Origin of the sequence: Halomonas beimenensis (assembly GCF_002549795.1) — a bacterium.
Classification (GTDB): domain Bacteria; phylum Pseudomonadota; class Gammaproteobacteria; order Pseudomonadales; family Halomonadaceae; genus Halomonas; species Halomonas beimenensis.
This window is the reverse complement of record NZ_CP021435.1, coordinates 1,303,702-1,329,442: the sequence shown is the minus strand read 5'-3', so window position 1 is coordinate 1,329,442 and position 25,741 is coordinate 1,303,702. Positions and strand designations below refer to the sequence as shown.

Below are 25,741 nucleotides of genomic sequence, written 5' to 3'. Positions count from 1 at the left end.
ACCGGAAAGGGCGCGATCTGTCGCCTGCAGCTGGCTCTCGAGCGAGGGCCGCGCCTCGACCAGGTCCGCGACCAGGCCGGCGGTTGCCGAGAGCGCGACAGGGAAGGTCGCGCCCCGTTCCGCTGACTGAAAGCTTCTGCTCCCGCTCCGGCAGCGCCTCGAAGAGCTCGGCCCGTTTCACGATCAGGCCATGTGGCCTTGGAACATCGTTCTAAAGTTCAGAGGAGATGAGCGCCGGGGACAAGGTGAAGCGAGGGTCTTTTGACCATGGACGGCAATAGTAGCGCCCATGGACGGGTTTACAGCGCCCTCGCGATGGTCCGGCACTCCGGAGCTTGTCGCCGGAACAGCTCATCTCCTGGGCTGGTTATGAAAGAAGCAGTTAGAGCTTCTGTTCCAGCTCCGGCAGGGCCTCGAACAGATCCGCCACCAGGCCATAATCGGCCACCTGGAAGATCGGCGCCTCCTCGTCCTTGTTGATCGCCACGATCACCTTGGAGTCCTTCATGCCCGCCAGGTGCTGGATGGCCCCACTGATGCCCACGGCGATATAGAGCTCCGGGGCGACGATCTTGCCGGTCTGGCCGACCTGCATGTCGTTGGGCACGAAGCCCGCGTCCACCGCGGCGCGCGAGGCGCCGATGGCCGCGCCCAGCTTGTCGGCGATGCCCTCGAGCAGCTTGAAGTTCTCGCCGCTGCCCATGCCGCGGCCGCCGGAGATGACCACCTTGGCCGCCCCCAGCTCGGGCCGGTCGCTCTCGGCGAGCTCCTCGCCGACGAAGGACGACAGGGCGTTGTCGACGCTGGCCTCGACGGCCTCGACGGTCGCTCCGCCGGTCTCGTCCACGGCGTCGAAGGCGGTGGCGCGCACGGTGATCACCTTGAGCGCGTCCTCGCTCTGCACGGTGGCGATGGCGTTGCCGGCATAGATCGGGCGCTTGAAGGTGTCGGCGCTCTCCACGGCGATGATCTCGGAGATCTGGGCGACATCCTTGAGCGCGGCCAGGCGCGGCAGGACGTTCTTGCCGGTGGTGGAGGCCGCCGCCAGCACGTGGGAGTAATCGCCGGCCAGGCCGGCCAGCAGCTCGCCCATGGGCTCGGCCAGCTGGTGGGCGTAGACGGCGGCATCGGCGACGCGCACCTTGCTCACCCCGTCGAGCCTGGCGGCCGCCTCGGCGATGGCGCCGACGTTCTCGCCCGCCACCAGCACGTCGATGTCGCCGCCGATGGCCTGGGCCGCGGCGACCACATGGGCGGTGGCACCCGCGAGCTGACCGTCGTGATGTTCGGCAAGGACCAGAATGCTCATGAGATCACCTTGGCTTCGTTCTTGAGTTTGTCCACGAGCTCATCGACGGAGCCCACCTTGACGCCGCCCTGGCGCTCGGCCGGCGGCTCGACCTTGACCAGCTTGAGCTTGCTTCCCACCTCGACGCCCAGCTCCTCCGGGGTCTTGGTGTCCAGCGGCTTCTTCTTGGCCTTCATGATGTCGGGCAGCTTGGCGTAGCGCGGCTCGTTCAGGCGCAGGTCGGTGGTGACGATCGCGGGCAGGGCCAGCTCGACGGTCTGCAAGCCACCGTCGATCTCGCGGGTCACCTTGAGCTTGCCGTCCTCGACCGCGACCTCGGAGGCGAAGGTGCCCTGGGGGCGACTGGTCAGCGCGGCGAGCATCTGGCCGGTCTGGTTGTTGTCGGTGTCGATGGCCTGCTTGCCGAGGATCGTGAGCTCCGGCTGCTCGTCTTCGACCACCTTGGCCAGCGCCTTGGCGGCGCCCAGCGACTCGACGCGCTCGTCGGTCTGAACGTGGATGGCGCGATCGGCCCCCAGCGCCAGGGCGGTGCGCAGCTGCTCCTGGGCGGCCTTGGGGCCGACGGTCACGGCGACGATCTCGCTGGCCACGCCCTTCTCCTTGAGACGCACCGCTTCCTCCACGGCGATCTCGCAGAAAGGGTTCATGGCCATCTTGACGTTGGTGAGGTCGACGTCACTGTTATCCGGCTTGACCCGGATCTTGACGTTGTAGTCGATGACGCGTTTGACCGCGACGAGTACCTTCATATTGCCCTCGCTTGGTTCAGTCTCGGAACCTTGGGTGACGAGGACGAGCCTCACGTGACGAGGACGTGATACCCACCCTCCATAGAACCGGCCGGCATGCTGTTATATGTTTCATGCAAGCGTTTGATAGGCGCCGCACCGAAAAACCCCTTCAATTTGCCACATCCTCGCTGGCGGCAACAATCCCCACCATGGTGGCAAGGGGCCATCGTGGCCGCTTCACCCATCGTAAGGGGTGACCCTTTACGGCTATTATGCCTATCATGAGGCATGCCTAGAAGCAAACGACCGTTTTAACTCTAGCGACGTTAGTGGTACCTGAGGGCACCGGGCGTCGTCGCCGTGGGAGGAGAGAGAACCTATGACAGAACAAGTGGAACGCGACTCCATGGAGTTCGACGTGGTCATCGTCGGCGCCGGACCCGCCGGCCTCTCGGCGGCCTGCCGCCTGATGCAGCAGGCCAACGAGGCCGAGCAGGAGCTGACCGTCTGCGTGGTCGAGAAGGGCTCCGAGGTGGGGGCCCACATCCTCTCCGGGGCCGTCTTCGAGCCCCGCGCCCTCCAGGAGCTGTTCCCCGACTGGGAGGAGCGCGGCGCCCCCCTGACCACCCCCGCCGTGCGCGACGAGCTCTACCTGCTCAAGGACGCCGAGAAGGCCCAGAAGCTCCCCAACGCCCTGGTCCCCAAGACCATGCACAACACCGGCGGTGACCTCACGAGTGGCGACTCCCGCCGCTACGTGATCAGCGCGGGCAACCTCTGCCGCTGGCTGGCCGAGCAGGCCGAGGCGCTCGGCGTGGAGATCTTCCCCGGCTTCGCCGCCCAGGAGGCGATCGTCGAGGACGAGGTGGTCAAGGGCATCCTGATCGGCGACATGGGCGTGGGCGCCGACGGCCAGCCCAAGGACAGCTACATGCCCGGCATGGAGCTGCGCGCCAAGTACACCCTGTTCGCCGAGGGCGCCCGGGGCCATATCGGCAAGCGCCTGATCGAGCGCTTCGACCTGGCGGCCGGCAAGGACCCGCAGCACTACGGCATCGGCTTGAAGGAGCTGTGGGACGTCCCCGCCGACAAGCACGAGCCCGGCCTGGTGCTGCACGGCTCCGGCTGGCCCCTGGACAAGCACACCCACGGCGGCTGGTTCCTCTACCATGCCGAGAACGCGCAGGTGGTGGTCGGCCTGATCATGGACCTGTCCTACCAGAACCCCTACCTGTCGCCCTTCGACGAATTCCAGCGCATGAAGCACCATCCGGTGCTCGCCCGGCACCTGGAGGGGGGGGCCCGGGTCGCCTACGGCGCCCGGGCCATCGCCAAGGGCGGGCTCAACTGCCTGCCGAAGATGACCTTCCCCGGCGGGCTGCTGATCGGTTGCGACGCCGGCACCCTGAACTTCGCCAAGATCAAGGGCCTGCATACCGCCATGAAGTCCGGCCTGGTGGCCGCCGAGAGCGTCTTCGAGGCGATCGCCGCGGGCGACGAGAGTGGTCGCGAGCTCACCGCCTTCACGGACCGGTGGCAGGCCAGCTGGGCCTACAAGGAGCTCGACGAGACCCGCAGCTTCGGCCCGGCGATCCACAAGTACGGCACCGTGGTCGGCGGCGCCTACAATTTCCTCGACCAGCTCGTCGGCGGCAAGCTGCCGACCCTGCACGACACCGTGCCGGACCACGCGGCCCTCAAGAAGGCCGCCGAATGCGAGAAGATCGACTATCCCAAGCCCGACGGCAAGCTGTCCTTCGACAAGCCCTCCTCGGTGTTCCTGTCCAACACCAACCACGAGGAGGACCAGCCCTGCCACCTCCGGCTGGCCGATCCGGACCTGCCGATCCGCGACAACCTGCCGGACTACGCCGAACCGGCCCAGCGCTACTGCCCCGTGGGCGTCTACGAGGTCGTCGAGGACGAGGACGGCAAGCCGCAGTTCCAGATCAACTTCCAGAACTGCATCCACTGCAAGACCTGCGACATCAAGGACCCGGCCCAGAACATCACCTGGGTGGCGCCGGAAGGTGGTGGCGGGCCCAACTACCCGAATATGTAAGCTCCGGCTACGGGCTACGGGCTACGGGCTACGGGCTGCGCCAGCAAGGAAGCTCGAAGCTCGAAGCTCGAAGCTCGAAGCTCGAAGCTCGAAGCTCGAAGCTCGAAGCTCGAAGCCAGCATAAACAGAAACGCCCCGCAGGCCTCGGCCTTCGGGGCGTTTTCTCTTCCAGCTTCAAGCTTCCAGCCGCGAAGCGGCGCTCCTCCAGCTTCCGGTGCCCGGCTCAGTCGCCGGTGGCGAGGGGGCGGGCCGGGTCGCGGATCCACTCGCTCCAGGAACCGGGGTAGAGCCGCGGCAGGGGCCGGCCGGCGATGGCGTAGGCCAGGATATCGTGACAGGCGGTGACCCCGGACCCGCAGTAGGCGATGACTGTCTCGCCCTCGGGGAGCTCCGCATCCAGCAGCTCGGCGGCCTTGAAACGCCCGGTCGCGTCGAGGTTCTCCGCGCTGGGACGGCAGACCGCACCGGGGATGTGCCCCGCCACCGGGTCTACCGGCTCGGCCTCGCCGCGGAAGCGCTCCCGGGCACGGGCATCCACCTTGAGGGCACGGCCGGAAAACACCTCCTCGGCGCCGACCCGGGCGTCGTCGCGATAGCGCGGGGTCCAGTCGCCGGGCACGGGCGCGGGCTCGCGGCCGAGCGGCAACTCGCCGCCGGCGTCCTGCCAGGCGCGCAGGCCGCCGTCGAGCACGCGCACCTCGGGATGGCCGGCCCAGCGGGCGAGCATCCACCAGGCTCGGGCCGCGGCCAGCTGCCCGCCCATGTCGTCATAGACCACCACCGGCCGCTCGGGGGTGATGCCCAGGCGCCGGATCACCGCCGTGAAGGCCGCCTGGTCGGGCAGCGGGTGACGCCCGCCCTCCCCCGGCGGGCCGGCCAGGTCACGATCCAGGTCCAGGTGCTGGCTCCCCGGCACGTGTCCCTCGCGCCACAGGCGCTCCCCGGCATCGGGATCCCCCAGCCGGGCCCGGCAATCCAGCACCAGGGGCGGGCGATCGCCCTTCAGGGCGCTCGCCAGTTCGGCGGCATCGATCAGCACCTCGTTCATGCGCGTTCTCCATCCAGCAGTTCGATGGGCGCCCGACGGGCGATCAGCCGCCGCCGGCCGGCCTGGTCGAAACGGACCTCGATCACCGGGTTGTCCGGGTCGCCCTCCACCACGCGGATCTCGCCCTCGCCGAAGACCGCATGGCTCAACCGCCGGCCGACCCGGTAGTCGACCAGGGGTTCGGTGACCGCGGCCGGCGATACGGCCGCCTCGACGGCCAGCGCCCGCCCCTGAGCCTCGAGGTAGCGGCGCACCAGTGCCGGGCGCGTCACCCGCACCGGGGTTTCGTCACCCTCGGCCAGACGCTCGGCCACCCGCTGTCCGTCTTCCCAGGCGGTCTCGCCGAGGAAGCGGCTGGGACGATGGTCGCCGCCGTCATGCAGCATCACCAGCCGCTCCCGCGCCCGGGTGATGGCCACGTAGAACAGCCGCCGCTCCTCCTCGAGCCGCGATGGGGTCAGGGGATTGTCCCGGGTGTAGTGGGGGAAGTCTTCCTCGTTGACCCCGCCCAGCACCACCAGCGGCCACTCCCGCCCCTTGGCACCGTGCACCGTGGTGATCAGCACACCGTCGTCGCGGTTCTCCACCGGTCGTCGCAACAGCTCGATGAAATCCCCGAGCCGCTGCGTCTGGCCGGCCTGCTCGACCAGGACGTCGAGCAGGCGCACGTCCTCCTCGCCCTTGTCGCGTCGCGCCGCCGCCCGCTTGAGCACCTTCTCCGCGTCCACGCTCTCGATCACGTGCTGGAGCAGCCTGGCCGGCGACCAGCCGGCCAGGCCGGGCAGCTCGCGCAGCAAGGCCCAACGGCGCTTCAGGGTGCGGCGCGGGTGGGGCTTGAGTCCGGCGATCAGGGGATCCTGGCGCTCGGGCCACTGCTGCGTCTCGGCCAGCCGGTGGGCCAGCGCCGCCAGGCGTTCCCGGGGCACGAAGGGAGTGGGCTGGGACAGCAGGGTCAGCAGGTGACCGGGATCGCGCAGCAGGCCAGGGTCGAGGGCCAGGCTCAGGTAGCCCGTCAGGGCCTCCACCAGCGGCAGGCGGAACACGAAGCGATCCTCCCGTGGCAGGCGGAAGGGAATGCCCTCGCGCAGCAGCGCCAGCTGCAGCGGCACCGACAGGGCCCAGCTGCGCACCAGCAGGCAGGCCTCGTCGAGGCGACGGTCCTGCCGCCGCCAGGTGGCGAGGGCATCGAGCAGACCCTGGGCGCCCTGCCCCACCGACAGCCGGGTATCGGGATTGCCCGGCGCGGCCAGGCACAGCTGGTCGGGGCGTCGGCGGTTCGCGTCGATGGCATGGTTGGCGGCCAGCGCCAGGGCATGGCCATGACGAAAGGTGGTGGACAGCGGGTAGTCCCGGGCGGCGCCGAAGGTCGCGGTGAAGTCCTCCAGCATGGTGTCGGGGTGGGCCCCACGCCACTCGTAGATGCACTGGTTGGCGTCGCCTACCGCCATCACCGCCGCCTCGCGGCCGGCCAGTACGGCCAGCAGGCGCTGCTGGGTGGGGTTGATGTCCTGGTACTCGTCGATGATCACGTGATCGAGGAAGCCCTGGACCCGGGCCCGCAGGGCGGCATCGGCCTCCAGGGCCTGGAGCGGGCGATAGAGCAGGTCCGAGTAGGTCATCAGGGCCTGGTCGGCCAGCAGGGCCTCGGCGTGTTCGAAGGCGGCGACGAAATGCCCGGTGTCCTCGCCGAAGTCGAGCCGGGCATAGAGCTCGGCGGGCTCGGCCATCTCCGCCTTCACCAGGCCGCAGAAGTGAGCGAGCGCCTCGAGCTTGTCGGCGTCCAGGGCCGTCTCGGCGCCGTCGGGCACCGCCTCCAGGGCCTGCTGGGTGGCCTGGCGCAGCAGGCGTTCCAGCTGCCAGTCGGCGGTGAGCAGCCGGCGGGGAGCCAACACGCCCCAACGGGTCAGGCTCTGGGTGAGGCGGTGCCCCAGGGAGTGGAAGGTGCGCACGTCGGGCAGCGCCTGCCCCGGAGGAGCCAGGTCGCCCAGCCGGGCCTGGAAGTCCTCCCTGGCCGAGCGGTTGAACATCAGCACCAGGATGCGCGTGGACGACACCCCCTGCTCGAGCACCTGCAGGACCCGGGCCACCAGGGTGGTGGTCTTGCCGGCCCCGGCCACCGCGGCCACTCGGGCATGGCCCTCGTCGTGGACCATCACGGCCTGCTGCTCGGCGGTCAACCTCATGGCGACTCCGCGTCCCGCCGGCCCAGCGGCTGCCAGACGCCGCGGCTCTCCAGGCCGAGCTCTGCCCCGCGGGACTCGGCGGCCTCGGCGAGCCGGTAGAAGACGTTGCGTCCCAGCCGTGCCGAGAGGCCGAAGCGCACCGGCACCTCGGGCACGGGCTCGCCTCGCGGGGTCGGCGTGACCGTGAGGCGATGGTCGGCGTCGAGGCGTACCCGATCGCCGACGTTGGTGGTCAGCCACCAGTCGCCGGCGTCGTCCCGGTCGGCATCGACGACGAGGAAGGGCCTGTCCTCGACCCGGATGCGCTGCTTCTCGGCCGGGGTGACCAGGCAATAGTCGCCGTCGGTTTCCCGGCGCAGGATGGTGGACAGCAGGCGCACCAGGCGCGGACGGCGGATCGGGGTCCCCTCGTGGATCCAGCGGCCATCGGCGGCGATCGTCAGGTCGAGCTCGCCCTGGTGCTCGGGGGCCCAGCGATCCACCGGGGGAATCTCTCCATCCGGTTCGATGCCGGAAAGCAACGCATCCAGGTTCATGACGGATACCTCCTCGCGGCGCCCCGACGCTATGGGACCAGGCCGGAGCGGGCCAGGGCCTCGCGCACCTCGGCCGGCGCCTCGGGAGCGGCCGCCTTGAACAGTCGGTAGAAGTTGGCGGTGGTCTGCATGGCCACCTCCTCGACGCTGATGCCCCGCTCGGCGGCGATGCACTCGGCCACCTCCACCACCCAGGCCGGCTCGTTGGGCTTGCCGCGATGCGGCACCGGCGCCAGGTAGGGGCTGTCGGTCTCGATCAGCAGCCGGTCCAGCGGCAGGCGCCGGGCCAACTCGCGGATCGAGGCCGCGTTGCGGAAGGTGACGATGCCCGACAGCGAGATATGGAAGCCGTGACCGACGGCCTCCCGAGCCATGTCCAGATCCTCGGTGAAACAATGCAGCACCCCGCCGACGCGCGGATCCACGTGCTCGCGAATCAACGCCAGGGTGTCCTCCCGCGCCTCGCGCGTGTGGATGATCACCGGTAACTCGAGCTCGGCGGCCGCGATCAGGTGGCGACGGAAGCGCTCGAGCTGCACCTCCCGGGGCACGCCGTCGTAGTGGTAGTCGAGGCCGGTCTCCCCGATGGCGACCGCCTCGAAGCGCTCCGCGCACTCCTTGATGGCGGTCACACTGGGCTCCTCGGGGACCCGGTGCAGGGGATGGACGCCCGCGGAGATCACCACGTCGTCGTGATCGCGGGCGATGGCGGCGATGCCCGGCACCTCTTCCAGGGTCACCGCGATGGCGAGGAACTGGCGCACGTCGCGGGCCCGAGCGGCCTCCAGGGCGGCGGCGACGTCGCCGTCATGGGTACGGGGATCGAGGCGATCGAGATGGCAATGGGAATCGACAAACATCGGCAAATACGGTTCAGGGGAAATAGAGTGTAGCTTGAAGCTTGAAGCTTGAAGCTTGAAGCTTGAAGCTTGAAGCTTGAAGCTTGAAGCTCGTCAGAGCGTGTAGGTCGATGCGCCCTTGTCGAGCTGGCCGGCCAGCAGGTCCTCGATGTGGTCGCGCACGCCCTGATCGTCGGCGCTGAAGTGGATGCCGATGCCCGGCACCCGGCGCCCGGCGACGCCCTCCGGGGAGACCCAGACCACCCGGCCGGTCACCGGCAGGCGTTCGGTCTCGTCGGGCAGGGTGAGCAGGAGGAAGACTTCCTGGCCGAGTTCGTAGCGTTCCCGCGTGGGCACGAAGATCCCGCCCCGCTCCAGCTGCGGCATGTAGGCCGAGAGGAGGGTGGGAATGTCCTGGATGGTCAGGGAAAGGGCTTTTTGTGCGGCCATCGAACGAGCCTCCTCGGGCAATGTATCATCAAGAGCGCAGCAGCGCGGACCACCGCACCAGCCAGGCCTCGAGCACCAGCTGCGGATTGGGGTTGCCCCCTTCGGCCAGCAGGCGCCGCTGTTCGCGAGCATAGTCCAGGAGGCGGAACCAGTCGCGGACCCGGCCGTTCTTCACCGCCTGACGGTACAGGGGCAGCAGGTCCGGATTGCGCAACGCCTCGCCGTTGCCGGAGAGTCCCAGACGGATCAGGTCCTCGAGCCAGGCGATACCGTACCACAGGATGGCGTCGATGGACTGGCGATCGAGCCTGGCCGCCTCGGCCACCGGTTCGGCCCCCCTCACCAGGGCGTCGAACGTCTCGTGGAGCTGCTGGCGCAACGCCCGGGCATCCGGCTCGGCGAGTTCCAGCGCCCGCTGCGGCAGCCCCCCGGCGGCCCTGAGCCAGAAGCGTGCCTCCTCGTCCCCCCCCAGCCTCTCGGCCAGCCAGGCGAGGCAGGCATCCTCGTCCGGAGCGGCCAGGGCCCAATGCTGGCAGCGGGAACGGATGGTCGGCAGCAGATGCGAGGGAATGTCCGAGAGCAGCACGAAGAGCGTCCGGCCGCCGGGTTCCTCCAGGCTCTTGAGCAGGGCGTTGGAGGCCGCCACGTTCATGGCCTCCGCCGGGGCGATGACGATCACCCGGTAGCCGCCTTGCTGCGCCGTCTGGGAGACGAAGGCGTTGACCTCACGGATGGGATCGATGCGGATCTGACGCTTGCCTTCTTCCGGGGCGACCCGCAACAGGTCCGGATGATAGCCGGCGGCCAGCATCTGGCAGGCATGGCAGCGGCCGCAGGCGATCTCGCCGGGATGCTGGCACAGGGTACGGGCGACCAGAGCGTCGGCCAGGGACTGCTTGCCCACCCCATGGGGGCCGGAGAACAGCAGCGCATGGGGCAGGCGCCCGGCGTCGGCCAGGCGAACCAGCTCCTGCCAGCGCGGCTCGAGCCAGGGCAGCGGACGCGCCTCTTCGCTCATCCCCAGCTCTCCAGGCAGTCGTCGAGCAGACTCGCCAATTCGGCCTGAACGGCGGCCAGGGGCCTGTCGGCATCGACGACGGCGATACGCTGCGGAGCCTCGGCGGCCCGGGCCAGGTAGGCGCCACGCACCGCCTCGAAGAAGTCGCTCCGCTCCCGCTCGAAGCGGTCACGGGTGCCGCCGTCCCGGTCGAGGCGCCCCTCCAGGCGATGCTGCGCCGCCTCCATGGGCATGTCCAGCAGCAGGGTCAGGTCCGGCTGAAGCCCTCGCTGGACGAAGGCCTCCAGCTCGGCGATGCGACCGGGCGGAATGCCGCGTCCACCGCCCTGATAGGCGAAGGTGGCGTCGGTGAAGCGGTCGCAGACCACCCAGGCGCCGCGCTCGAGCGCCGGGCGAACCACCCGGGCCAGGTGCTGAGCACGGGCGGCGAAGACCAGCAGGAGTTCCGCGTCGGCGTCCAGCGGCTCCTCGCCGGTGGGGTCGAGCAGCAGCCCACGGATGGCCTCGGCCCGGGGCGTGCCGCCCGGTTCACGGGTTCTCACCACCTCGAGGCCGCGGTGCATCAAGTGATCGGCGACCCAGGCCAGGTTCGTGGACTTGCCCACTCCCTCGCCGCCTTCCAGGGTGATAAAGCGTCCGCGGCTCGACATGATGACGTCCCGGTGGTTGATGGCTTGATCAGCGATTGCGAATAAATCGATTGACGGCGTTGTTGTGCTCCCGCAGCGAGCGGGAGAAGTGGTGGGTCCCGTCGCCCCTCGCCACGAAGTAGAGCGCCTCCCCCTCGGCCGGATTCACCGCCGCCTCGAGCGCCGCTCGTCCGGGCAGGGCGATGGGGGTCGGCGGCAGGCCGTCGATCACGTAGGTGTTGTACGGCGTGGCCTCGCGCAGGTCGGCGCGGGTGATGTTCCCGTCGTAGCCCTCGCCCATGCCGTAGATCACGGTGGGATCGGTCTGCAGCCGCATCCCCCGCTCCAGGCGCCGCACGAAGACCCCGGCGATTCGGTCGCGCTCCTCGGGCGCGCCGGTCTCCCGTTCCACCAGCGAGGCCAGGATCAGCGCCTCGTAGGGCGTCTCGATCGGCAGGCCCTCGCGGCGTTCGGCCCAGGCCTCGGCGAGCAGGGTGTCCATCCGCTCCAGGGCCTGACGCAGGATCTCCAGGTCGCTGACGCCCTTGCGGTAGCGATAGGTGTCGGGGAAGAAGCGCCCTTCCGGGTGCTCGCCGTCACGCCCCAGCCGCGCCATGATCTCGGCGTCGGACAGTTCCTCCGTGCGGTGCTCGAGCTTTTCCGCCGCGTTCAGGGCCTCGCGCATCTGGGCGAAGGTCCAGCCCTCGGGGATGGTCAACGGATAGGTGACCACCTCGTGACGGTCCAGCATGCCGAGCAGGTCCCGGCCGCTCATCCCGGGAGTCAGACGGTACTCGCCGGGACGCAGGTCCGGCACCGCCTCCGGCTCCAGCCGGGTCAGCAGGCGGAAGGCCCAGCCATCGGCGACGATGCCCTGCTCGCCCAGGTCGGCCACCACGCGATGGAAGCCGGCGCCGGCCGGCACCTCATAGAGGGTCGCCTGTTCGAGGCTCAGCGGCGCTTCGAGGCGGGACTGCCAGTAGCGGTATCCCGCCCCCACCACCAGGGCCGCCAGGATCACCAGCAGCGGCAGGAACCTGACTGCTCGGCTCATGGAATGTCCTCTTCAGTCATCGGGTTGAAGGGGGTAGCCGAGCAGCCCATGGGCCTCGGCCTGCAGCGTCCGGTGACGCTCGGTCGGCGTCCAGCGTGCCAGGGGCCGGCCTTCGGTGTCGTCGAGCCGGGTCACCGGCCAGAGCCCCTGCACGGAGTTGCCCAGGCACAGCGCCTCGACGCGGTCCAGGACCTCGGGACCCGCCGTCACCTCGCGGATGCCGCCGCGGGCCAGCAGGGCCTCGCGCAGGGTCCCCGCCACGCCGCAGCCCTCCAGCCGAGGCGTCTGCCAGCCGCCGTCGGACCACCAGAAGACGTTCATGCAGGTCGCTTCCACCAATCGGCCCTCGGCGTCGCACAACAGCCCCTCGGCCACCTCCGGGTCGCGCCACTCGCCGCGCGCCAGAACGTTCTCCAGGCGGTTGAGGTGCTTGAGGCCGGCCAGGGCGGGCTGGACGGCGAGCCGCAGCCGACAGTGACGGACGGCCACGCCCTGCCACCAGCGCGCCGGGTCCGGGGAGAAGGGCAGGACCTGCCAGCGCAGGCGGGGCTCGGGTGCCTCGGGCGCCAGATAGCCGCGCCCGCCGCTGCCCCGGGTCAGCACCAGCTTGAGCACCGCGAGCCCTTCGCCGGCCCGCGCCGGCAGGGCCTCCAGGGTCTCGCGTTCCGGCAGGGGGAAGCCCAGCGCCGCGGCGACGCGGGCCAGGCGTCCGAGATGGCGCTCCCAGAGCTGCGGCACCCCGTCGCGAACCAGGACGGTCTCGAAGAGGCCGTCGCCGTAGGCCAGGCCGCGATCGTCGAAGGGCACCCCCTCCCCCGGGGTCAGGCCCCGGGCGAGGGAGTGATCGCCGGTCCCGCTCACACCCTGGAGAAGACCAGGGTGCCGTTGGTGCCGCCGAAGCCGAAGGAGTTCGACAGGCTGACGTCGATCTTCATCTCCCGGGCGGTATGGGGCACGTAGTCCAGCACGCAGCCTTCCTGGGGGTTGTCCAGGTTGATGGTGGGCGGCGCCACCTGATCGCGGATGGCCAGCACCGAGAACACCGCCTCGACGGCACCGGCGGCACCCAGCAGGTGGCCGATCATCGACTTGGTGGAGCTGACCGCCACGTCCTTGGCCGCCTCGCCCAGCACGCGCTCCACCGCCCGACTCTCGGCCAGATCACCGGCCGGGGTGGAGGTGCCATGGGCGTTGATGTAGTCCACGGCCGAGGGGGCGAGGCCGGCGTCGCGAATGGCATTCTGCATCGACAGGGCGGCGCCGCTGCCATCCTCGGGCGGCGCGGTCATGTGATAGGCGTCGTCGCTCATGCCGAAGCCGGTCAGCTCGGCGTAGATGGTCGCGCCGCGGGCCTTGGCGTGCTCGTACTCCTCCAGCACCATGACGCCGGCACCGTCGGAGAGCACGAAGCCGTCCCGGTCACGGTCCCAGGGCCGGCTGGCCGCCGCCGGTGCGTCGTTGCGGGTCGAGAGGGCGCGGGCCGCGGAGAAACCGCCCAGCCCCAGGGGGGTGGTGGCCATCTCGGCACCGCCACAGATCATCACGTCGGCATCGCCGTAGGCGATGGTGCGTGCGCTGTAGCCGATGTTGTGGGTGCCGGTGGTGCAGGCGGTGGTAATGGCGATGTTGGGGCCGCGATAACCGTGCTGGATGGCCAGGTTGCCCGAGATCATGTTGATGATCGAGCCCGGCACGAAGAACGGCGAGATCCGGCGTGCCCCGCCCTTCTGCAGGGCCTGGTGGTTGTGCTCGATCATCGGCAGGCCGCCGATGCCCGAGCCGATGGCCACGCCGATGCGATGGGCGTTCTCCTCGGTGCATTCGATGCCGGCGTCAGTGATCGCCTGGCTGCCCGCGGCGATGCCGTACTGGATGAACAGGTCCATCTTCCTGGCATCCTTGGGGTTCAGGTAGGGGCTGATGTCGAAGTCCTTGACCGAACCGCCGAACCGCGTGTTGAAGCCACTGGCATCGAAGTGCTCGATGGGGGCGATACCGCTCTTGCCGGCCAGGATGTTGCCCCAGCTCTCGTCGACGGTATTCCCCACTGGCGTGACCAGGCCAAGCCCCGTCACCACAACCCTTCTACGAGCCATCAGCTTTCCTCCAGATCCAGATGGTGACACGGCCCCGGAGGGCCGTCTTTGCGCGCATTATACCCGAGTCTACGTCCGCTGTGGTCGCCCCGGCCTGCCCCAGATAGCACGAGAGCCGCCCTGCACGGCAGGACGGCTCTCACCAGGGCTCGCTGCCCTGGATACACCCCAGCAAGCGGCGCCTGGCGCCCTTACTGGTGGGTGTTGACGTAGTCGATGGCTTCCTGAACGGTGGTGATCTTCTCGGCTTCCTCGTCAGGAATCTCGGTGTCGAATTCCTCTTCGAGCGCCATCACCAGCTCGACGGTATCCAGGGAATCCGCGCCGAGGTCCTCGGTGAAAGAAGAAGAGTTCTGGATGTCCTCTTCCTTGACGTTCAGGCGCTCGGCCACAACCTTCTTCACGCGCTCTTCGATGGTGCTCATTATGACGTACTCCAGTCGTTCACGTTAAGCCGACTGATAACCAGCCGCTTCAGATCCGCAAGCCAAAAAGCTGCGGGGTAGTTTATAGACCGCTTAGGTTAGACGCAACCGCCACATGGCGCGGCATCAGCGCATGTTCATGCCGCCGTTGACGTGCAGGGTTTCGCCGGTGATATAGCCGGCCGACTCGCCGGTGAGGAAGCCCACCGCGGCGGCGATTTCCTCCGGCTGACCGAGCCGCGCCAGGGGAATCTGGCCGAGCAACGCCTTCTGCTGCTCCTCCGGCAGGGCCTCGGTCATGTCGGTGGCGATGAAGCCGGGCGCCACGGCATTGACGGTGATCGCCCGGGAGGCCACCTCGCGGGCCAGCGCCCGGGTGAAGCCTTCCATGCCGGCCTTGGCGGCCGCGTAGTTGGTCTGCCCCAGGTTGCCCATGGTGGCGACCACCGAGCTGATCGACACGATGCGACCGAAGCGGGCCTTGGTCATGCCGCGCAGACAGGCCTTGCTGACCCGATAGACCGACTTGAGGTTGGCGTCGATCACCGCATCCCACTCGTCTTCCTTCATGCGCATGAGCAGGTTGTCGCGGGTGATGCCGGCGTTGTTGACCAGGATGGTCGGGGCGCCGAACTCGTCGTTGATGCGCTTGATCAAGCCGTCGACACTGGCCTGGTCGGTGACGTCGAGGCGACGCCCCCCACCTTCGAAGCCCTGGGCCTTGAGGTCGGCGTCGATGCGCTCGGCACCGGCGTCGCTGGTGGCGGTACCGATCACGATGCGGCCCTGACGGCCGAGTTCGTGGGCGGTGGCGCGGCCGATGCCGCGGCTGGCCCCGGTGATCAGGGCGACTCTACGCTCGCTAGTCATGGTCTCTTCCGTTCTCGTCCAGGAGATGGATCAGGCATTGGCCGACGGCGACTGGCCGACCGCCTCGCGGGCCAGGTCCAGGGCCGCGGACAGGCTGTCGGGGTCGTTGACCGCCAGGCCCCGGGTCCCGCGGGCGATTCGCTTGTTGAGGCCGGTGAGCACCTTACCCGGCCCGCACTCGATGAAGACCTCGGCGCCCTGGGCGACCATGGCCTCGACGCAGGCGGTCCAGCGCACCGGCTGATAGAGCTGCTCGATGAGCCGGGTGCGCAGGGTCTCGACGTCGGCATGGGCCTGGGCATCGACGTTCTGGATCACCGTATAGCGAGGCGGCCGCAGCTCGATGTCGTCCATGGCCGCGGACAGGCGCTCGGCGGCGGGACGCATCAGGTCGCAGTGTGACGGCACCGAGACCGGCAGCGGCATGGCCCGCTTGGCGCCCGCCTCCTGGCAGGCCGCGATGGCGCGATCGACCGCGGCCTTGCCGCCGGCGATGACCACCTGCCCCGGCGCATTGTAGTTCACCGCGGCGACGACCTCGCCCTGGGCGGCCTTGGCACAGGCCTCCTCCACGACGGCATCGTCCAGGCCGAGGATGGCGGCCATGGCGCCCTGCCCCATGGGCACCGCCTCCTGCATGGCCTCGCCGCGCAGCTTGACCAGCCGTACGCCGTCGGCGAACGGCAGGGTGCCGGCACAGACCATGGCGCTGTACTCGCCCAGGCTGTGGCCGGCCATGGCGCCGGGACGCGGACCTTCCAGCTCCTGCCAGACACGCCAGATGGCGACGCTGGCGGTCAGCAGCGCCGGCTGGGTGCAGGCAGTGGCGTTGAGCGCCTCGGCGGGTCCCTCCTGGACCACCTGCCAGAGGTCGTAACCCAGCGCATCGGCGGCCTCCTCGAAGGTGGTGCGCACCACGCTGTAGCGCTCGGCCAGCTCGCGCAGCATACCGATCTGCTGGGAGCCCTGCCCGGGGAAGATGAGGGCAAGGGGTTGTGTCATGTCGATCACCTTTGCTCTTGTTGGCTTGCCGCGGTCCCGACCGACTCCTTGACGCCGGGACCGAGAATCCTGGATCCGCTGTCGATTCGACCGTCACCGACGACCGAATCGACGGCGGACCGTCGAAGCTCGAGCTCCTCGGCCAGCCGCCCGGCCACGGCATGGCGCACCTCCTGCACGGCCCGGGCCACGGCGAAGCGAAAGCCCGCGGCATCGGCGCTGCCGTGGCTCTTGATGACGATGCCATCCAGCCCCAGCAGGCTCGCGCCGTTGTAGCGCACCGGGTCGAGCTCGCGGCGCAATCGGGCCAACGCCGGCCGCGCCAGCAGCCCCACCAGCCGACTCGTCCAGTGGGCATCGAAGGTCGCCTGCACGCGATGCACCAGCATCCGTGCCAGCCCCTCGCTGGCCTTGAGCACGGCGTTGCCGACGAAGCCGTCGCAGACTACCACATCGGCCTCGCCGGAGAAGATGCCGTCCCCCTCGATGAAGCCGATGTAGTTCAATCCGGAAAGCCGTCGCAACGCCTCGTCGGCCTGCTGCACGCTGACGGTCCCCTTGGTACCCTCGACGCCGACGTTGAGCAGGGCGACCCGAGGGTGCGCAAGGCCGTCCATCTGGCGCGACATGACCTCCCCCATCAGGGCGAAATCGATCAGTCGCGCCGCCCCCACGTCGACGTTGGCGCCCAGGTCCAGCAGGTAGCAACGTCCTTCGCCCCGGGTGGGGATGGCGGTGCTGATCGCCGGACGCGGCACGCCGCCCACGGTCCCCAGGGCGCGGCGGGACAGCGCCATCAGCGCCCCGGTGTTGCCGGCGCTGACCCCGGCCTCGGCCTCGCCGTGGACCAGGCAATCCAGCATGGCGGCCATGCTGCTGTCCTGGCCATGGCGAAGGGCCTGGGCCGGCCGCTGGTCCTGGCGGACCACATCGGGAGCGTGGGTGACGTGCAGACGTGACGGCGCCGCGGCCAGGGACCGCGGCAGCCGGGAGATCTCGTCCTCCAGCCGGGCGGCAGGGCCGAACAGCCGGATCTCGAGATCGGGGTCGGCCATGACGGCGCTGGCCGCACCGGCGACGGTGGCGCGGGGACCCAGATCCCCTCCCATGGCATCGACGGCGATCCGCATCTCAGCGGCCAGGCATCACGGCGGGTCGAGTCTCGTGTCGCCTCAGGCGTCGACGACCTTGCGACCGCGATAGAACCCGTCCGGAGAGACGTGGTGGCGCAGGTGAGTGGTACCGGTTTCCTTGTCCTGGGACAGGGCCTGGCCGGTCAGGGCATCGTGGCTGCGACGCATGCCGCGCTTGGAACGGGTCTTGCGGTTCTGTTGAACTGCCATGAGATATCACTCCAGAGTGAATCGATGAGGTATCAGGTTTTGCCCTTGAGACGCTTGAGCACGTCGAAGGGACTCTCGGAGGGCGAGTCCGATGAATCGGCCCCCGCCCCACTGGTCAGCTGGTCTCGCGAAACCGCGCACTCGGCCTCGTCGTGGTAAACCACCTGGGGGAGGCTGAGGATCAGCTCGTCCTCGACCACCGCCAGCAGGTTCAGCTGTTCGTTCTCCACCAGCACCGGCTCGTGGGTGCTCGGCAGATCGGCCGCCAGGGCGTCGCTGGTCACCATGCCGAGCAGGAAGTCGCTCTCGACGAGTTCCGCCAGGGGCGACAGGCAGCGGCGACAGGGCAGCTGGAGCTCGGCCTCGAGATGGCCACGGATCACCCGACGCCCCTGGGCGTCGATGGCGAAATCCAGCCACACCCGCGCCTCGCCCTGCTGGGCGCCGATCTCCTCGGCCAGCCGAGGCAGATCGCCCAGCGCCACCAGGCCTTCGAGATGTTCGGCATGTGCGGCGAGCTTGTAGGGCTCGACCCTGCCCGGGAGTCGTGAGGTCAACATAGGCGCGCAATGATAGGCACTCCCCTCCCCCCTGTCAAAGCCCGCTTGATTCGCGGTTACAATGCCCGCCAGCGACCAAGAATCCAAGCCGTTCATCCTGTTGGAGGACCCTGCCATGCCACGCCTGGTGCTCGCCTCGAGCTCGCGATACCGCCGCCAACTGCTCGACCGACTGGAGCTTCCCTATGCCTGGGAGAGCCCGGACATCGACGAGACGCCCCGTCCCGGCGAGTCCCCCCGGGCGCTGGTGCACCGACTCTCCCTGGCCAAGGCCGAACGGCTCGCCGAGGCCTGGCCGGACCACCTGATCATCGGCTCCGACCAGGTGGCGGTCTTCGAGGACGAGGTACTGGGCAAGCCCGAGGACGAGGCCGCCGCCCGAGCCCAGCTCGCGCGCTTCTCGGGACGCAGGGTGAGCTTCCTGACCGGCCTGGCGCTGATCGACACCCGGCGGGGCAGCCACCGGGTCTGCCACGAACGCTTCGACGTGCTCTTCCGCTCGCTCGACGAGGACGAGATCGCCCGCTATGTCGCCCGGGAGCGGCCGCTGGACAGCGCCGGCAGCTTCCGCATGGAAGGGCTCGGCATCGCCCTGTTCGAGCGCCTGGAGGGCGACGACCCCAATGCCCTGATCGGCCTGCCGCTGATCCGGCTCTGCGAGCTGCTGCGCGTGGCCGGGCTGGACCCGCTCGGCGAGCGATAAACCCCGGCTTCGCCGGGAGCTGGAAGATCGCCCGCTGCGCGGACGTAAGCTTGAAGCTGGAAGATTCCTCCTTTGGCGGATTCAGGCTGTCTTCCAGCTTCCAGGCGCGAAGCGCCGCTCTTCCAGCTTCGAGCTCCCCGTCAGGGGGCGAGTTGGTAGCGCACCGGCGAGTCGGCGCGGGGCAGGCCCGCCCATTCGGCAACGACCCGGCCGAAGCGCCGCGCCAGGCGCTCGAAGGGGTCGAGCCTCGGGGTGTAGTCCTGCACGCGCGGCGTCGCCAGGCGCTTCCTGGCGAGGTCGTCGAGGCTGGCCAGGCCATCCACCAGGCCAAGCTCCCGGGCCTGCTCGCCGGTCCAGATGAGCCCGCTGAACAGCCGCTCGTCGTCGGCCAGGCGAGCTCCGGGACCGGCCTTCACGTCGTCGATGAACTGCTGGTGAGTGGTGGCGAGCACGTCCTGCCAGAAGGCTCGCTGCTCCGGGGCGATGCGCGAGAAAGGATCGAGGAAGGCCTTGTTCTCGCCCGCCGTGAACACCCGCCGCTCCACGCCGAGGCGATCGATGGCCTCCTGGAACCCGAAGCCGGCGTGGATGACGCCGATCGATCCCACCAGGCTGGCCGGGGCGGCATGGATCTCGTCGGCCGCGGCGGCGATGTAGTAGGCGCCGCTGGCGCCGATGTCCTCGATCACCGCGAGGATCGGCTTGTCGCCCTGCTCCCGCAGACGCATCAGCTCCGCGAAGATCCGCTGGGACTGGACCGGACTGCCGCCGGGGCTGTCGATGTGCAGCACCACCGCCTCCGCGCCGGGGGCCTCCCAGGCGCGCTCGACGCCCTCGAGGATGCGCTCGGCGCTGGCTCGGGACTCCCGATCGATCACCCCCTCCACGCGCACCACCCCCAGGTGCGGGCCCTCCGCCCCCATCGGCCCCGGGGCCAGGAAGACGCCGAAGAGGGTGGTGCCCAGCGAGGCCAGGATCAGCAGGACGACGAGAAAGCGGAAGAACAGCTTCCAGCGCCGCGAACGACGCTGCTCGGCGAGCACGCCGTCGATCCAGCGATCGAGCATGGCCTGCTGCGCCAGCCGCTGGCGCTCGCGCAGCGTCTCGGCATCCTCGCCGGGCGCCGCCTGCTGCGCTCCCGGGGATGACTGGCGCCGCTCCCGTTCTCGCCGAGCCTGCTCGGCGCTGAGCTCCGGCCCCTGGGTCCAGTCGTCGTGTCGATCGTCACCCATGACGCTTGCCTCCTTGGTGCCGGTCAGGCATGCAACCAGTCGATGAGTTCCGGAAAGGCCTCGGCGGTGAACACCGGACGACTCGCCGCCAGGCGATCCGGAGCGTGCACGCCATAGGTCACGGCGACACGATCCATGCCCAGCGCCCGAGCCATCTCCAGGTCGTACTCGGTGTCACCGATCATCACCGCCTCCTCCGCCGGCACGCCCAACTCGTCGAGCAGCTCCTCGAGCATCTGCGGGTGGGGCTTGGAGCGGGTCTCGTCGGCGGTGCGGCTGGCATGGAACCAGTGACCGCACTCGCTCTCACGAAAGATGCGATCGAGCCCTCGCCGGCTCTTGCCGGTGGCCACCGCCAGGCGAGTCCGGCCATCGCCGCGCAGGCGGGCGATCCCCTCGGCCACGCCGGGATAGAAGGGCATCGGGGTGACGTCGCCCTCGACGAAGTGATAGGCGTAGCGGCTTCGCAGGGCCTCGGCGCGGTCCGGGTCGATGCCGGGACACAGCTTGGCGATGGCCTCGGGCAGCCCCAGGCCGATGATGTCGCGCACGCTCGCCTCGGGCAGCTCGCCCCAGCCGATGTCACGCCCCGCGGCCTGCATGCAGGCGACGATGCGCGCCACCGAGTCCATCAGGGTGCCGTCCCAGTCGAAGATCATCAGTCGGTATCGCATCTTGGCTCCGGTTCAGCGGGCCTCGCGGGCCCGGGCAAGCACGCCGTCGAGCTCCTCCCCCAGGGGGGCACGGATGCTCACGGGCTTGCCGCTGGTGGGTTCGGGGAAGGTCAGGGAGGCGGCATGCAGGAAGAGCCGGGACAACCCGAGGCGGGCGGCGATCCGCCCACCCTCGCGGCTGCCGTACTTGTCGTCGCCGAGCAACGGGTGGCCGGCATGGGCGGCATGCACGCGGATCTGGTGGGTCCGGCCGGTGATGGGTTCGGCCTCGACCAGGCTCGCGCCGCTGAAGGTCTCGCGCACGGCGAAGCGGGTCCGGGCCACCTTGCCGGCGGCATCGACCCGCACCCGACGTTCGCCGTTGCCGGCATCGAAGCGATCCAGCCTCGCGCTGACGAAATCCCTCCGCACGGGCCAGCGGCCGGCGACCAGCGCCAGGTACTGCTTGGTCATGCGGTGTTGCTTGAGCGCCTCGTTCAGGGTCAGCAGCGCGGGGCGCGACTTGGCCAGCAGCAGGCAGCCGGAGGTGTCGCGGTCCAGGCGGTGCACCAGCTCGAGGAAGTCGAGGTCCTCGCGGACCTGGCGCAGCGCCTCGATCAGGCCGATCTTGACCCCGCTGCCGCCATGAACGGCGAGCCCCGAGGGCTTGTTGATCACCAACCAGTCGCGGCCCTCGAGCAGGACGCTGCCGGCGAGCAGGTTGCGCAGGTTGTCGCTGACCTCGCGGATCGCCTCCCGGGGAGCGAGCCGGAGCGGCGGGATGCGCACCACGTCACCCAGCGCCAGGCGGGTATCGGCCTTGACGCGCTTCTTGTTCACCCGCACCTCGCCCTTGCGGACGATGCGGTAGATCAGCGCCCGGGGCGCCCCCTTGATACGCGTCATCAGGAAGTTGTCGACCCGCTGGCCCACCTGCCCCTCGGTCACTTCCACCCATTGCACCTCGCGGCCCTCGGCCATGCATTCCTCCCTCGGGAATCTGCGTGAGAGCCGCATTCTATCGCAGTGCGCGCCATCCTGCCGCCAATTGCTGGGCACCCCCTTTACTGTTATATTGCCAATTCGCTCCAGTGGGCAGGAATGCCCGTACGAGCGCCTGCACGACAGACACGCAGGCCGGAGCGAAAAGATCAGGCCGCGACGACCCTCGCCGTTTCGAGGTCCCGCCGCCGACAAGCAAGCGATACAACGCCACGCCCGCCCCGCGTCGCTCGACACGAGCGAGCGGTGATCACGGGATACGTACCACATCGTGCCGGAGGCCGGCGTTGGCGAATCGATGAATGCCAGGTGTTGGCGGTGACCGCAGGGCCGGATGGGCGAAGACCCGCCGAGACATGTCCTGCCTCCGCCCCGTACTCAACATGAACATGCCGTGCCGGGCCGCCTGCATCATCGGGCCCCGACACGGCCGGGCGCAATTCCGCATCCGCGCCATGCGCTGAGCACAAGCACGCAGCACCCAGCGGTTCGCCTTCGTCGTTGCCCATGGGCGCCCACCGGCGCGTCCATTTTGCGAGACGACATGAAAAGGATGCTCATCAACGCGACCCAGCCCGAAGAGCTGCGCGTCGCACTGGTCGATGGACAACGCCTGTATGACCTGGACATCGAATCCGGTGCCCGGGAGCAGAAGAAAGCCAACATCTACCGCGGCAAGATCACCCGCGTCGAACCCTCCCTCGAAGCCGCCTTCGTCGACTTCGGCGCCGAGCGTCACGGCTTCCTCCCCCTCAAGGAAATCTCCCGCGAGTACTTCATCAAGGAGCCCTCGGGCCGCCCCAGCATCAAGGAAGTGCTCAAGGAAGGCCAGGAAGTCATCGTCCAGGTCGACAAGGAGGAGCGCGGCAACAAGGGCGCGGCGCTGACCACCTTCATCAGCCTGGCCGGCCGCTTCCTGGTGCTGATGCCCAACAACCCTCGCGCCGGCGGCATCTCGCGGCGCATCGAGGGCGAGGAGCGGGCGCAGCTCAAGGAAGCCATGAGCCAGCTGACCGTGCCCGACAAGATGGGCCTGATCGTGCGCACCGCCGGCATCGGCCGCTCTCCCGAGGAGCTGCAGTGGGACCTGGACTACCTGGTGCAGGTGTGGGAGTCGATCACCGAGGAAGCCGGCAAGCGCCCCGCTCCCTTCCTGATCTACCGCGAGTCCAACGTCATCATCCGCGCCATGCGCGACTACCTGCGCCAGGACATCGGCGAGGTGCTGATCGACAACGAGCAGGTGCATCAGGAGGCCCTGGCCTTCATCCGCCAGGTCATGCCCTCCTACCAGCAGAAGATCAAGCGCTACGCCGACGAGGTACCGCTGTTCTCCCGCTTCCAGATCGAGTCGCAGATCGAGACCGCCTACGAGCGGGAGGTCAAGCTGCCCTCCGGCGGGTCCATCGTCATCGACCACACCGAGGCACTGGTCTCCATCGACATCAACTCGGCACGCGCCACCCGGGGCAGCGACATCGAGGAGACGGCGCTGCAGACCAACCTGGAAGCCGCCGACGAGATCGCCCGCCAGTTGCGGCTGCGTGACATCGGCGGCCTGGTGGTCATCGACTTCATCGACATGAGCCCGGCGCGCAACCAGCGCGAGGTCGAGAACCGGATGCGCGATGCGCTCAAGCTCGACCGCGCCCGGGTGCAGATCGGCCGCATCTCGCGCTTCGGCCTGATGGAGATGTCCCGCCAGCGCCTGCGCCCGTCCCTCGGCGAGACCAGCGGCGTGGTCTGCCCGCGCTGCGTCGGCCAGGGCACCATCCGCGACGTGCGCTCCATCTCGCTGTCCATCATGCGCCTCATCGAGGAAGAGGCCATGAAGGAGCGCAGCGCCCAGATCCGCGCCATCCTGCCGGTGCCGGTGGCCACCTACCTGCTCAACGAGAAGCGGGCCGTGCTGGCCGACATCGAGCGTCGCCAGGGCGTGCGCGTGGTGCTGCTGCCGCACCCCGACATGGACACCCCGCACTACGACGTCCAGCGCCTGCGCGACGATCATGTCGACGAGGAAGGCACGGCCCAGAAGTCCAGCTACGAGCTCCCCATGGAGACCGAGGTGGGCAAGGAGCCGGAAGCCGCCTTCGGCAAGCCGGTCAAGCGCGACGAGGCGGCGGTGAAGACCGTCGTCCACCACGAGCCGGCGCCGGCTTCGTTGCAGGAAGACGCCTCATCCAAGCCGGCAGCTCCGGCGGCCGCCAAGACCGAGACCGCGCCGCCCGTGCCGGCGGCGCGCGAAGGGGTCCTGGGTCGCCTGGTGAAGGGCTTCGCCCGCCTGCTGGGCAGCGAGGAGAGCGGCCAGGAGACCGCCGAACCCAAAGAGTCCCGCGACGCCCAGTCACGTCAGGCGGCGTCCGCCCGCCAGGGCGCTCCCAAGGGACGCGAGGAGCAGCGCGGCACCAGGTCCGGTAGCGGCAACGGCCGTCAGCGAGGCCGGCGCGGCGGTCAGGGCGCGGAACGCAGCGAGGCGGGACGCGGGGAAAGTCGCTCGCCCAGGTCCCAGCGCCAGGCCGAGGACAAGGCCAAGCCGGAGGCGACCGAAGGCCAGGGCCGCGGAGGCCGCGGGGGGCGCGGCCGTCGCCAGGACGAGGGTCGCCCTTCGGAGGCGCGCAAGCCCCAGGAGCGCAAGGGACAGGAGGCACGCAAGCCACAGCAGGCCCAGGCGGAAGGCACCAGGCCCGAGGCCAAGCCGCAGAAGCGCGAGGCCGTCGAGCAGGCCGCGACGACCGAGGCCAAGCCCCAGCGCACCCGCAACAATCCGCGTCAGCGTCGCCGTCAGCATGCCTTGAACCCGGCGGCCGTGGCCGAGCAGGAACGCCTCCAGGCGGAAGCCGCCCAGGCGACCGCTACGGAGGAAGTTCAGGCGCCCCCTCAGGCTGACACCGAGTCGCAGCCCAAGGCCGAGGCCAAGCCGGAGCCCAAGGCCGAAGCGAAGCCGGAAGCCAAGGCCGAGCCCAAGCCGCAAGCCAAGCCCAAGCCCAAGCCCGAAGCGAAGCCAGAAGCCAAGGCCGAGCCCAAGCCGGAACCCAAGGCCGAGCCCAAGCCCGAAGCGAAGCCGGAGCCCAAGGCCGAGGCCGAGGACAAGCCCGAAGCGAAGCCGGAAGCCAAGGCCGAGCCCAAGCCGGAGCCCAAGGCCGAGGCCAAGCCGGAGCCCAAGGCCGAGGCCAAGCCGGAGCCCAAGGCCGAGGCCAAGCCGGAGCCCAAGGCCGAGGCCAAGCCGGAGCCCAAGGCCGAGGCCAAGCCGGAGCCCAAGGCCGAGACCCAGCCGCAAGCCAAGGCCGAGCCCAAGCCCGAAACGAAGCCGGAGCCCAAGGCCGAGGCCAAGCCCGAAACGAAGCCGGAAACCCAGGCCGAGGCCAAGGCCGAGACCCAGCCGGAGCCCAAGGCCGAGCCCCAGCCGGAGCCCAAGGCCGAGACCAAGCCGCAAGCCAAGGCCGAGCCCAAGCCGCAAGCCAAGGCCGAGCCCAAGGCCGAGGCCAAGCCCGAAGCGAAGCCGGAAACCCAGGCCGAGGCCAAGGCCGAGACCCAGCCGGAGCCCAAGGCCGAGCCCCAGCCGGAAGCCAAGGCCGAAGCCCAGCCGCAAGCCAAGGCCGAGGCCAAGCCGGAGCCCAAGGCCGAGACCAAGCCGGAGCCCAAGGCCGAGCCCAAGCCGCAAGCCAAGGCCGAGGCCCAGCCGCAAGCCAAGGCCGAGGCCCAACCGGAGCCCAAGGCCGAGGCCAAGCCGGAGCCCAAGGCCGAAACCAAGCCCGAAGCGAAGCCGGAGCCCGAGGCCAGGACCGAATCCGAGTCGCAGTCTCAGGCCGAGAAGCCGGCGCCCCGCCGGCGTCGCCGCCGCGCCCACAACGACCCTCGAGAGATCCGTCGGCGTGAGCAGGAAGCCAAGCGTCAGGAAGGCAACAAGGGCTGAGCCCGCCCCCCCCTGAAGCAACAACGCCCGTGGCAGATGCCACGGGCGTTGTCGTTTGGAGGCCGGGGAAGGAGGACGGG

24 protein-coding genes are annotated in these 25,741 nt (G+C 69.5%); 3 read left to right on the top strand and 21 right to left on the bottom strand.

The annotated features are described in order from the left end of the window. Positions 1-382: 382 nt before the first annotated feature. Positions 383-1,309 (bottom strand): electron transfer flavoprotein subunit alpha/FixB family protein, encoded by a 927-nt coding sequence (locus BEI_RS06315; protein ID WP_097788717.1) that lies wholly within the window; start codon positions 1,307-1,309, stop codon positions 383-385. Then, on the bottom strand, positions 1,306-2,058 hold the full coding sequence (locus BEI_RS06310) for an electron transfer flavoprotein subunit beta/FixA family protein (protein ID WP_097788716.1): 753 nt from the start codon (positions 2,056-2,058) through the stop codon (positions 1,306-1,308). Before BEI_RS06310 ends, BEI_RS06315 begins: the two co-directional genes overlap by 4 nt. A gap of 361 nt (positions 2,059-2,419) precedes the next feature. Here BEI_RS06310 and BEI_RS06305 point away from each other — a divergent pair, with 361 nt between their 5' ends. Next, positions 2,420-4,102, top strand: a complete 1,683-nt coding sequence (locus BEI_RS06305) for an electron transfer flavoprotein-ubiquinone oxidoreductase (RefSeq protein ID WP_097788715.1) — start codon at positions 2,420-2,422, stop codon at positions 4,100-4,102. 223 nt (positions 4,103-4,325) lie between these two features. Here BEI_RS06305 and BEI_RS06300 read toward each other — a convergent pair whose 3' ends face one another. The 16 genes from BEI_RS06300 to BEI_RS06225 form a co-directional block, all read right to left on the bottom strand. After that, positions 4,326-5,150 (bottom strand): sulfurtransferase, encoded by an 825-nt coding sequence (locus tag BEI_RS06300; protein WP_097788714.1) that lies wholly within the window; start codon positions 5,148-5,150, stop codon positions 4,326-4,328. After that, positions 5,147-7,333 (bottom strand): ATP-dependent helicase, encoded by a 2,187-nt coding sequence (locus tag BEI_RS06295; protein WP_097788713.1) that lies wholly within the window; start codon positions 7,331-7,333, stop codon positions 5,147-5,149. The genes BEI_RS06300 and BEI_RS06295 overlap by 4 nt, the downstream gene beginning before the upstream one ends. Beyond that, a complete protein-coding gene (locus BEI_RS06290) occupies positions 7,330-7,869 on the bottom strand; it encodes a DUF1285 domain-containing protein (protein WP_097788712.1) in 540 nt (179 codons plus the stop codon). Before BEI_RS06290 ends, BEI_RS06295 begins: the two co-directional genes overlap by 4 nt. A 29-nt stretch (positions 7,870-7,898) precedes the next feature. After that, complete coding sequence (locus BEI_RS06285) at positions 7,899-8,729, bottom strand: TatD family hydrolase (RefSeq protein ID WP_097788711.1); 831 nt, start codon at positions 8,727-8,729, stop codon at positions 7,899-7,901. Between the two features lie 93 nt (positions 8,730-8,822). Next, on the bottom strand, positions 8,823-9,158 hold the full coding sequence (locus tag BEI_RS06280) for a PilZ domain-containing protein (protein ID WP_097788710.1): 336 nt from the start codon (positions 9,156-9,158) through the stop codon (positions 8,823-8,825). Between the two features lie 28 nt (positions 9,159-9,186). Beyond that, entirely contained in the window at positions 9,187-10,176 is a 990-nt protein-coding gene (locus tag BEI_RS06275) for a DNA polymerase III subunit delta' (RefSeq protein ID WP_097788709.1), read from the bottom strand. Next, positions 10,173-10,826 carry a dTMP kinase gene (tmk, locus tag BEI_RS06270; protein ID WP_193765168.1) on the bottom strand — a complete coding sequence of 218 codons (654 nt, stop codon included), beginning with the start codon at positions 10,824-10,826 and terminating at the stop codon, positions 10,173-10,175. The genes BEI_RS06275 and tmk overlap by 4 nt, the downstream gene beginning before the upstream one ends. Positions 10,827-10,854: 28 nt before the next feature. Then, on the bottom strand, positions 10,855-11,859 hold the full coding sequence (gene mltG / locus BEI_RS06265; RefSeq protein WP_097788707.1) for an endolytic transglycosylase MltG: 1,005 nt from the start codon (positions 11,857-11,859) through the stop codon (positions 10,855-10,857). 12 nt (positions 11,860-11,871) lie between these two features. Next, positions 11,872-12,720 (bottom strand): aminodeoxychorismate lyase, encoded by an 849-nt coding sequence (gene pabC / locus BEI_RS06260; RefSeq protein WP_227644601.1) that lies wholly within the window; start codon positions 12,718-12,720, stop codon positions 11,872-11,874. After that, complete coding sequence (gene fabF / locus BEI_RS06255; RefSeq protein ID WP_097788706.1) at positions 12,717-13,955, bottom strand: beta-ketoacyl-ACP synthase II; 1,239 nt, start codon at positions 13,953-13,955, stop codon at positions 12,717-12,719. Before fabF ends, pabC begins: the two co-directional genes overlap by 4 nt. Positions 13,956-14,146: 191 nt before the next feature. Continuing rightward, a complete protein-coding gene (acpP, locus tag BEI_RS06250; RefSeq protein WP_083005609.1) occupies positions 14,147-14,380 on the bottom strand; it encodes an acyl carrier protein in 234 nt (77 codons plus the stop codon). 126 nt (positions 14,381-14,506) lie between these two features. After that, the gene (fabG, locus tag BEI_RS06245) at positions 14,507-15,250 is read right to left on the bottom strand and encodes a 3-oxoacyl-ACP reductase FabG (RefSeq protein ID WP_097788705.1); all 744 of its coding nucleotides are present in this window, start codon (positions 15,248-15,250) and stop codon (positions 14,507-14,509) included. A gap of 30 nt (positions 15,251-15,280) precedes the next feature. Further along, positions 15,281-16,252, bottom strand: a complete 972-nt coding sequence (gene fabD / locus BEI_RS06240) for an ACP S-malonyltransferase (RefSeq protein ID WP_097791015.1) — start codon at positions 16,250-16,252, stop codon at positions 15,281-15,283. Between the two features lie 5 nt (positions 16,253-16,257). Continuing rightward, complete coding sequence (gene plsX / locus BEI_RS06235) at positions 16,258-17,382, bottom strand: phosphate acyltransferase PlsX (RefSeq protein ID WP_097788704.1); 1,125 nt, start codon at positions 17,380-17,382, stop codon at positions 16,258-16,260. A gap of 42 nt (positions 17,383-17,424) precedes the next feature. Next, positions 17,425-17,595 (bottom strand): 50S ribosomal protein L32, encoded by a 171-nt coding sequence (gene rpmF, locus BEI_RS06230; RefSeq protein ID WP_097788703.1) that lies wholly within the window; start codon positions 17,593-17,595, stop codon positions 17,425-17,427. A 32-nt stretch (positions 17,596-17,627) separates the two neighbouring features. Further along, positions 17,628-18,155 (bottom strand): YceD family protein, encoded by a 528-nt coding sequence (locus BEI_RS06225; protein ID WP_097788702.1) that lies wholly within the window; start codon positions 18,153-18,155, stop codon positions 17,628-17,630. 115 nt (positions 18,156-18,270) lie between these two features. Here BEI_RS06225 and BEI_RS06220 point away from each other — a divergent pair, with 115 nt between their 5' ends. Next, on the top strand, positions 18,271-18,858 hold the full coding sequence (locus tag BEI_RS06220; protein ID WP_097791014.1) for a Maf family protein: 588 nt from the start codon (positions 18,271-18,273) through the stop codon (positions 18,856-18,858). A gap of 140 nt (positions 18,859-18,998) precedes the next feature. Here BEI_RS06220 and BEI_RS06215 read toward each other — a convergent pair whose 3' ends face one another. From BEI_RS06215 to BEI_RS06205, 3 genes are read right to left on the bottom strand one after another with little or no spacing between them, the layout of a single operon-like run. Next, complete coding sequence (locus BEI_RS06215) at positions 18,999-20,090, bottom strand: S49 family peptidase (protein WP_097788701.1); 1,092 nt, start codon at positions 20,088-20,090, stop codon at positions 18,999-19,001. A gap of 23 nt (positions 20,091-20,113) precedes the next feature. Continuing rightward, positions 20,114-20,764, bottom strand: a complete 651-nt coding sequence (locus BEI_RS06210) for an HAD family hydrolase (RefSeq protein ID WP_097788700.1) — start codon at positions 20,762-20,764, stop codon at positions 20,114-20,116. 12 nt (positions 20,765-20,776) lie between these two features. After that, positions 20,777-21,724: an RluA family pseudouridine synthase gene (locus BEI_RS06205; protein WP_097788699.1), complete on the bottom strand. Its 948-nt coding sequence runs from the start codon at positions 21,722-21,724 to the stop codon at positions 20,777-20,779. A gap of 565 nt (positions 21,725-22,289) precedes the next feature. Here BEI_RS06205 and rne point away from each other — a divergent pair. Continuing rightward, on the top strand, positions 22,290-25,661 hold the full coding sequence (gene rne / locus BEI_RS06200) for a ribonuclease E (RefSeq protein ID WP_097788698.1): 3,372 nt from the start codon (positions 22,290-22,292) through the stop codon (positions 25,659-25,661). The last annotated feature ends 80 nt before the right edge of the window (positions 25,662-25,741 follow it).

Bases quoted from the DNA above. Each gene is read 5' to 3' on its own strand.
- BEI_RS06225 (WP_097788702.1), bottom strand. From the start codon at position 18,155: ATGTTGACCTCACGACTCCCGGGCAGGGTCGAGCCCTACAAGCTCGCC.
- BEI_RS06215 (WP_097788701.1), bottom strand. From the start codon at position 20,090: ATGGGTGACGATCGACACGACGACTGGACCCAGGGGCCGGAGCTCAGC.
- BEI_RS06290 (WP_097788712.1), bottom strand. From the start codon at position 7,869: ATGAACCTGGATGCGTTGCTTTCCGGCATCGAACCGGATGGAGAGATT.
- fabG (WP_097788705.1), bottom strand. From the start codon at position 15,250: ATGACTAGCGAGCGTAGAGTCGCCCTGATCACCGGGGCCAGCCGCGGC.
- rne (WP_097788698.1), top strand. From the start codon at position 22,290: ATGAAAAGGATGCTCATCAACGCGACCCAGCCCGAAGAGCTGCGCGTC.
- BEI_RS06220 (WP_097791014.1), top strand. From the start codon at position 18,271: ATGCCACGCCTGGTGCTCGCCTCGAGCTCGCGATACCGCCGCCAACTG.
- BEI_RS06295 (WP_097788713.1), bottom strand. From the start codon at position 7,333: ATGAGGTTGACCGCCGAGCAGCAGGCCGTGATGGTCCACGACGAGGGC.
- mltG (WP_097788707.1), bottom strand. From the start codon at position 11,859: ATGAGCCGAGCAGTCAGGTTCCTGCCGCTGCTGGTGATCCTGGCGGCC.
- BEI_RS06280 (WP_097788710.1), bottom strand. From the start codon at position 9,158: ATGGCCGCACAAAAAGCCCTTTCCCTGACCATCCAGGACATTCCCACC.
- BEI_RS06315 (WP_097788717.1), bottom strand. From the start codon at position 1,309: ATGAGCATTCTGGTCCTTGCCGAACATCACGACGGTCAGCTCGCGGGT.
- BEI_RS06310 (WP_097788716.1), bottom strand. From the start codon at position 2,058: ATGAAGGTACTCGTCGCGGTCAAACGCGTCATCGACTACAACGTCAAG.
- fabD (WP_097791015.1), bottom strand. From the start codon at position 16,252: ATGACACAACCCCTTGCCCTCATCTTCCCCGGGCAGGGCTCCCAGCAG.
- BEI_RS06275 (WP_097788709.1), bottom strand. From the start codon at position 10,176: ATGAGCGAAGAGGCGCGTCCGCTGCCCTGGCTCGAGCCGCGCTGGCAG.
- BEI_RS06205 (WP_097788699.1), bottom strand. From the start codon at position 21,724: ATGGCCGAGGGCCGCGAGGTGCAATGGGTGGAAGTGACCGAGGGGCAG.
- BEI_RS06210 (WP_097788700.1), bottom strand. From the start codon at position 20,764: ATGCGATACCGACTGATGATCTTCGACTGGGACGGCACCCTGATGGAC.
- plsX (WP_097788704.1), bottom strand. From the start codon at position 17,382: ATGCGGATCGCCGTCGATGCCATGGGAGGGGATCTGGGTCCCCGCGCC.
- acpP (WP_083005609.1), bottom strand. From the start codon at position 14,380: ATGAGCACCATCGAAGAGCGCGTGAAGAAGGTTGTGGCCGAGCGCCTG.
- tmk (WP_193765168.1), bottom strand. From the start codon at position 10,826: ATGTCGAGCCGCGGACGCTTTATCACCCTGGAAGGCGGCGAGGGAGTG.
- rpmF (WP_097788703.1), bottom strand. From the start codon at position 17,595: ATGGCAGTTCAACAGAACCGCAAGACCCGTTCCAAGCGCGGCATGCGT.
- BEI_RS06300 (WP_097788714.1), bottom strand. From the start codon at position 5,150: ATGAACGAGGTGCTGATCGATGCCGCCGAACTGGCGAGCGCCCTGAAG.
- BEI_RS06285 (WP_097788711.1), bottom strand. From the start codon at position 8,729: ATGTTTGTCGATTCCCATTGCCATCTCGATCGCCTCGATCCCCGTACC.
- fabF (WP_097788706.1), bottom strand. From the start codon at position 13,955: ATGGCTCGTAGAAGGGTTGTGGTGACGGGGCTTGGCCTGGTCACGCCA.
- BEI_RS06305 (WP_097788715.1), top strand. From the start codon at position 2,420: ATGACAGAACAAGTGGAACGCGACTCCATGGAGTTCGACGTGGTCATC.